The 7,299-nt window shown below is 40.9% G+C and carries 7 protein-coding genes; 3 read left to right on the forward strand and 4 right to left on the reverse strand.

The features are described from left to right. Positions 1 to 464: 464 nt before the first annotated feature. Positions 465 to 1,550, forward strand: coding sequence for a mechanosensitive ion channel family protein (locus IQ31_RS11980; protein ID WP_244294461.1), 1,086 nt, complete (start codon positions 465 to 467; stop codon positions 1,548 to 1,550). A gap of 124 nt (positions 1,551 to 1,674) precedes the next feature. Here IQ31_RS11980 and IQ31_RS11985 read toward each other — a convergent pair whose 3' ends face one another. Next, positions 1,675 to 2,016, reverse strand: a complete 342-nt coding sequence (locus IQ31_RS11985) for a HipA N-terminal domain-containing protein (RefSeq protein WP_208734241.1) — start codon at positions 2,014 to 2,016, stop codon at positions 1,675 to 1,677. Between the two features lie 6 nt (positions 2,017 to 2,022). Continuing rightward, on the reverse strand, positions 2,023 to 2,313 hold the full coding sequence (locus IQ31_RS11990; RefSeq protein WP_070570037.1) for a helix-turn-helix domain-containing protein: 291 nt from the start codon (positions 2,311 to 2,313) through the stop codon (positions 2,023 to 2,025). A 280-nt stretch (positions 2,314 to 2,593) separates the two neighbouring features. Between IQ31_RS11990 and IQ31_RS11995 the strand changes: the two genes are divergently transcribed. Then, complete coding sequence (locus IQ31_RS11995; RefSeq protein WP_145328142.1) at positions 2,594 to 3,664, forward strand: endonuclease/exonuclease/phosphatase family protein; 1,071 nt, start codon at positions 2,594 to 2,596, stop codon at positions 3,662 to 3,664. A 67-nt stretch (positions 3,665 to 3,731) separates the two neighbouring features. On the opposite strand, the gene IQ31_RS12000 is transcribed toward IQ31_RS11995, so the two are convergent. Further along, entirely contained in the window at positions 3,732 to 4,511 is a 780-nt protein-coding gene (locus IQ31_RS12000) for a DUF4249 domain-containing protein (protein ID WP_145328143.1), read from the reverse strand. A gap of 4 nt (positions 4,512 to 4,515) precedes the next feature. Next, positions 4,516 to 6,840, reverse strand: a complete 2,325-nt coding sequence (locus IQ31_RS12005; protein ID WP_244294462.1) for a TonB-dependent receptor — start codon at positions 6,838 to 6,840, stop codon at positions 4,516 to 4,518. 201 nt (positions 6,841 to 7,041) lie between these two features. Here IQ31_RS12005 and IQ31_RS12010 point away from each other — a divergent pair. Beyond that, positions 7,042 to 7,299: DUF4372 domain-containing protein (locus tag IQ31_RS12010; RefSeq protein ID WP_145328144.1), on the forward strand; the 258-nt coding region annotated here is incomplete at its 3' end.

The raw sequence follows: 7,299 nt of genomic DNA on the forward strand, positions 1-7,299 counted from the left end.
CTTTAAATAACCAATTATAAACCTATTAAGGTGTTGTAAATATAGGGAATATTATTGTTTTTGCAAAATTTAATCTGTTTTTTATTTGTTTTTTTTGATAAAAATTTATTTTTATTTGATTTTTTACTTCTTTTTGCCTCTATTTCTTTTGTTTTAGCATATAATTGCTCTTTTTTTCATTTTATTTTTCCGTTTATGCTTATTAATATTGTTTTTTTTGGTTTTATCACTTAATATTATTGTGTGATAATGTTTTTTTTAATTTTTATTTTGAAGAATTCTTGATTTTTGGTATTGTGCATGTCTTTTTATTATGGCGTATCAGCATTCATGTGCTTAGCAAAGTGCATGGCCGTATTCTTTGCTGTTTATTTAACCAATCTTTCTCAAAATAAAACAAACGTTAACCCTGCTGAGCAGTTATACTTTAATAAAGACAAGTGTTAACACAAAGAAAGAACAGTATGATGAACGAAACATTAATTCAACTTTCACAGAAATGGCCCGCATGGCTCTGGAATATTGCATTAATTCTATTTTCATTTTTGATTGGTATTTTGATTAAGCTGATATTTATTCCTTTATTGCGCAGGCAGGCCATTGAACAGGAATCGTATTCCCTTTTCCGTTCCTTTATCCGTCGCTTTAACCGTGTGCTGAGTGTATTTATCCCATTAATTGTCTTTAACAGTTTGTTGCCTTTCGCACAATTTAACGAAAGGACCCTCCGCGTCGTGACCAAAACCAATGAACTTTTATTGGTCGGTTTCTTTGCTGTTGTGCTGATACAGGGGATTAAGGTTTTTGAAGATTATCTCTATCATCGTTTTGATATCAATAAGGAGAATAACCTGCGCGAACGAAAGATTAGAACGCAAATCGTCTTTATCCGGAAAGTGGTCGTCACCCTCATCATCGTAATTTCTTTGGCGATTATCCTATTAAGCTTTGATAGCATGCAAAAGATCGGCGCCGGTTTGCTCACGGGAGTGGGGGTTGGCGGTATTATCATCGGTTTTGCTGCACAGAAGTCCTTGGGGAATTTACTTGCTGGCTTTCAGATTGCTTTTACACAGCCTATCCGAATGGATGACGTCTTGGTTGTTGAAGGGGAATGGGGGCGTGTGGAGGAAATCAATCTCACTTACGTAGTAGTCAATATCTGGGACAAACGCCGTTTGGTATTGCCCATCACCTATTTTATCGAAAAACCATTCCAAAATTGGACACGTACGACTTCTGAAATATTGGGTACTGTATTTATCTATACAGATTTTACCGTACCTGTGCAGCTATTGCGTGAGAAATTGACAGCCTTACTTACCGGACACCCCCTTTGGGACGGTAAAGTCAATGTGCTTCAGGTAACTGACTTTAAAGAGCGTACCATGGAGATCCGCTGCCTGATGAGCTGCCGCAATTCGGGGCAAGCTTTTGACCTGCGTTGTTTTATCCGCGAGGAGATGATAGCGTATATCCACACGAACTTCCCGAATGCGCTAGCCAGGACAAGGGTGGATTATCAGGAGAGCGAGCAATTGGGTATTTAATAGCTGAGGAGCGCTTGATAAATGATGGTCTCTTGAAAATAGTAGGGGTAGGTGATGGATGATCTAGAAATGTGTTTTAAATGCTCTACTCATTAATTCTTTTTCTGCTCTTGATATGCCAATCTTATCTGCAAATCAATATCATACAAGAAGGGGGCTTTTCGCCACGCCCCTTTGCCAACTGAGCATCGCGTCTTTTCATGAGTGTTCGCCCCCAAGTGTCGGGCATACTGTCTAGAAATATACCGAAGTTTCCTTTTTCGCTAGCATATTGTGTTCCTGAAAAAAACTGTATTTCAGGGTCTAAGATTTGAAGTTGCTCCGATTTCAACCATATTTTATCGTATTCAAAACTGAATGCCTTTTTACCTTTAGCAAAATGTGCTGAGAGGGTCCCTATAAGTTTAGGCTCCGCCATCCCTTTCCAGTGCGCATATACGTATATATCAAACTTGTTGTGTGCCATTGATTGCTACTTTAATAATTCGAGATCTTGTAGTTTTCTTCCTAAATCATCGTCTGCTGCTAATTGCAAGACATCATTTTGTAGCCCCAATACCCGGAGCACATTTAAATATGCGCCAAATGCGACGCTTGTATCTCCTTTTTCAATAAGGTATAAGGTTGAACGCGCAATTCCAGCTCGCTCTGCAACTTGAATAGTTGTTAATTTACGACGCTTTCTTGCTAACTTAATATTTTCGCCTACTTGTTCCATAAGTTTGGCTAACTTAGGGAAAATGATTTGTTTCTTAGAGCTCATATATTATTTTTGTTCGCTATTATAAACAAAAGTAGTTAAAATGATTGAAATAGCAATCATTTTTTATTTTTAGCTTTGTTTTATCTAAGCTGTTATATTCGGGAACAAATGATTGCGTATATCCACACGAACTTCCCGAATGCATTAGCCATGACACGCGTGGATTATATGAAGGGCGAGCAATTGGGTATTTAATAGCTGAGGAGCGCTTGATAAATGATGGTCTGTTGGAAGTAACCGTAATTTGTTTAAGTTTGTTTAAAATGTTTGCTCGAACGATATGCTGATTTTCTATTCTGTTTTCTCAGGGTTATTAATTTTACTGAGTATATTACCCTTTGCCCAAAGCCAGCATTGGATCTTTCGGGTAGCTGAATTTGTGAAGTTGCAACTGCTGGTATTTCAGGTGCCGGCATTGGCAATGGGTTTTTATCTCGTGGGGAAAGATTCGTGGATATGGTGGTTGCAGGGGGGACAGCTGGCGCTGATTGTATACCACGCCTATATATTGATACGTTACACCAAATTTTGGCGTCGCGAAAAATATGAAAAGGGCAAGGATGCATCTGATAGTATCAAAGTGATCTCCTGTAATGTACTGCAATTCAATACGGCTTATGATCGCTTTATTGACCTTATAAGGGAAGAAAAGCCAAATATCTTTTTGACCATGGAAAGTGATGCCGCATGGGAAAAAGCCTTACGTGTACTGGAAAAGCCTTATCCCAATTTTGAGAAGGTTACGCTGGACAATACCTACGGAATGCATTTTTATACCAATCTGAAGATCAACAAATGTCAGGTGCATTATTTTGTAGCAGATGATATTCCCAGTATTGAAGCTGAACTGGAAACTGCCGATGGACATCGTTTTATCTTTTTTGCTGTGCATCCACCGCCGCCGAGTCCGACAGAAGAGGAAACTTCCAAAGAAAGGGATGGCGATCTGCTCAATGTGGCTAAACGGGTACGCGATTATAAAATGCCAGTCGTTGTCACGGGAGATTTTAACAATGTGGCCTGGGCCAAATCTTCGCTCTTGTTCAAAAAAACCAGCAAATTGATTGATGCACGCATCGGGCGAGGTATTCTTTCCACCTTTCATGCCAATTATTGGTTTTTCAGAGTGCCTTTGGACCTGCTGTTTCATAGTCCGACCGTATTTATTGACAAATTGTTTATTTATCCTTCTGTTGGGTCCGATCATTTTCCGATGGGCTGTACATTCTTTATTGATCGCTACTCCGAAGAGCAGGCTGAAGATATTGAACATTTGGAAGCTGGGGATATGGCCGACGTCAATGCGATGATTGCTGATGGAAAAGAGGAAGTAAGTGATAATCGGTGTTAACGGTTAATCGTGCCAACATTTTGCGCTGCATTATTGTATGTTTGGTCGGGCTTATGATCAATATATCTTAAGGAATCAGCAATTCATATTCCTTAACAGGGGCTACGGAAAAATAGCCGAGGGCATTATTGGAAATATTAGACTTAGGGTTCCCCGGAGCAGCAGTCGACAAGTTTGTGCTTTGGTAATCATTCCAGTAATGAAAAGTTCCGGCGTCCACACAATAACGGCGCAACTTGAGCTTGTCTCCGTGAGATAGACTCCGTTCCAGATCTGATATATAATGTGTTACCTGGAGGCCATCGTTAAACTGATCGCTTTCTGCGCTGGCAAACCGAAACTCCTTCCCGTTGATGGATAAGGTATACATATAATAATTCGCGAACTTGGCCGGATCTTTAAAGGACAAGGCGATAAAGAAATACGTTTTACCGGCGATCTCCTTTTCAATAATTCGTGTCGTTTCTACGTTGATATAGGCGGGCATAGTACTACTCGATTCAAACTGCTTCTTTTGCACACCGACATGCAGGCTGTATTTTCGCCCAACTACAGGTTTAAAATTGCGATTGATATAATAGCCATCTTTTTCATGCTGGAATGAATAGTTTTGATTCAAGTTGTCCTTGACAGTTACTGTTGCGCTTTTGACAGCTGTAGAACCCGCTTCTGCATCAATAGCTACGGATTGCGAAACCCGGATGCGTTGCACATTGCTCGCATCGGAAAGCTGTGCATCGATCACAACTCGACCACTATCTGCATTCAGATCGAGATCTACTTTTTCTTCACAGGCCGAAAAAAGAAGAATAGAATATAGAAGTATATAAGAGGATTTGGATAGCATGGGTTTAAAATTTAAAGTTCCAGGTTACTGAAGGAATAATGCCAAAAAGTACAATTTTGTAAGCCTCCGTTTTATTTGGATTTGACTTGTCTTCGCGAAAGTCTATCGTGTAGGCGTTTTTGCGGTTGTAGGCATTGTAGATACCAAATGTCCAGCTCGAATGAAAACGCTCCGTCGAAGGTTTGGGATTGTAGGTTGCCGATAGGTCTAACCGGTGGTAGTCGGGCATTCGATAGCCATTTCGTTCTGTATAATAAAATAACGATTTTCCATTGACCTGATATTTTCCGCTGGGAAATGTAACGGCATTTCCCGTATGGTATACAAAGGTTGCTCCCAGTGTCCAACTTGTCGAAAGGGTATAAAGTCCAACGATAGACAGATCATGGGTGCGATCTTGGCGTGCATTGAACCAGGTACCGTTGTTGATGTCTGCAAATTGACGCTGGCTCTTTGAGAGGGTATAGCTTATCCAGCCGTTTAGTTTCCCGCTATGTTTGCGTAGATACCATTCTATACCAAAGGCCCTTCCCCGACCAAAGAGTAACTCTCCTTCGAAATGGGCGTCGGCCTGCAAGGTTGCTCCATTGCGGATGTCGATTTGATTGCCTAATCGTTTATAGTACGCCTCTACAGACAAGCTGTATTGTTTTTTTGAAAAATTGCGGAAGTAGCCAAAGGCAACTTGATCCACAATTTGTGGTTTGATATTCAGGCTGCTGAGTACATATTGATCTGTGGGTAGACTGGCCGTGCTATTGCTCAATTGGTGTAGATTCTGAACGGCTCGGTTGTACGAGGCTTTTAGGCTGCTCTGTTCGTCCAACAATAGACTTGCCGATACGCGTGGCTCCATATTGATATAGTGTTTTGCAATTCGGCTATTGTCGCGTTTCCCCCCAATAGGATTGCCGTTTTTGTCAAATTCATAAAAAGTACGTTGGCCCAGAACCATAAAATCATGTATATGTAGCCCGTAATGAATCGAAAATGCACTTGTTAGCTTCCATTCATGAGAAACGTAACCGCCAAGATCAATGCCGCGTTGACTTTCGATGGCTGTTGGATTGACGGATTGATTTGTGGGTGAGGAAAGGTTGGCGGGTCTGATCGCTTGAAAAACTGCTCCCGCACCTAGTCGTATGGTATTATTGGCGTTGGCATAATAGGCGAAGTCCTGCTTGAACTGGAGGTTACGGATCCTCGAAGCAACCTCAAAATTGGTCTGTTCACTCGAAACCCCTGCCTGATAATTAAATCCACTATAGATAAAAGAAGTATTGCTTGATATTTTTGGATTAAAGCGGTGGTTCAATCGTGCCGTTGCGGTCGTATTTCCCCAGGCAATATTAAATAGATCGCTGTATTTGAGTCTGTCCCTTCCATTATAGGCTGAAAGATATAAAGTCGTTTTCTTTCCGAAATTAAAGCGAAGTTTTGCATTCAGATCATAGAAGTACAGGGTATTTTTGGCCATGTCTTTATTTTTGGCCAGTTTCAGAAATGAATCGGCATAAGAGCGTCGCGCACTGAAGAGAAAGGAGCTTTTGTTTTTTTCAAGCGGACCTTCCACCTTTAATCGGGAAGCAATAATACCTATACCACCTTCGGTACTAAATTTTTTCTGGTTTCCATCTAACGTTGAAATATCCAGCACGGATGCAATACGGCCACCATATTGAGCCGGGATATCGCCTTTATAAAGTTGTATATCCTTGATAGCGTCTGAATTGAAGGTTGAAAAAAAACCGAGTAGGTGGGAGGCGTTATATACAGTGGCTTGATCCAATAAGATCAGGTTCTGCCCTGCGTCGCCGCCGCGTACATTAAAATTGGTTGAACCTTCACCGCCGCTTTGCACACCGGGGAGTAACTGTATCGTCTTTAATAAGTCTTTTTCACCGAAAACTACCGGAAGAGCGCTGATCTCTTTGGTGCTTAGATGAAGGGTTCCCATTTGTGGATCGGCGATAGATTCACCTTTTTTTGACTCTTTGACAATGACCTCGTCTATACGTTGACTTAAGGGCAGCAGATGAAAATTTTGCTGGAAAGATTGACTCAACGCGACATCCAGCTCTTGTGGTTGATAACCGATGTAACTAACCATCAATCGATGTGGGCCTTTTGGAAGAGTCAATACATAGCGCCCTTGTGCATCTGTCTTGCTTCCAATACTGTCGTTTTCTGTGCGGATCAGCGCTCCGCGTAAGGGAGTACCGCTCGCTGAATCCCGGACGATACCTGTGAGGGAAATCTGCTGCGCCGATACCGCAAAAGGAAGCAGCGATAATGATGCTGGAAGTAAATACTGAACGATGGAGATCATTTAAAGTTCTTGTTTGAAATTTTGTTTTGTGCAATTGAATGGAATGACCTGTTAATCAGTGATTAAAATTTGTTATTGTAGTTTAGTTGAACGTTGCTTGTAATTGCTGCATATCACTTGCGTCCTAAACGTTTAAAAAGTGGCGGTGTTTAGATATAGCAAAGTTGCTATATTTAAATCGCAAAATTATAACACACCGCCATGATAAATTTAAATGTTTTTAGTCAGATTTTATCTCTTATCGACCGCGAATTATTCAAAGATTTGGTTTCAAAGCACAAAAGTGACAAACATCAGAAAGGGATCAACAGCTGGACGCATCTAGTCAGTATGCTTTTCTGTCATTTTTCCTCGGCAGATTCGGTTCGTGATATTAGTAACGGTCTACGCAGTACCACTGGTAATCTGAACCACTTAGGTGTAGTAAGAGCTCCAAGTAAGTCTAATATATCCTATATC

The organism is Sphingobacterium siyangense, assembly GCF_007830445.1.
In the GTDB taxonomy this organism is placed as follows: domain Bacteria; phylum Bacteroidota; class Bacteroidia; order Sphingobacteriales; family Sphingobacteriaceae; genus Sphingobacterium; species Sphingobacterium siyangense.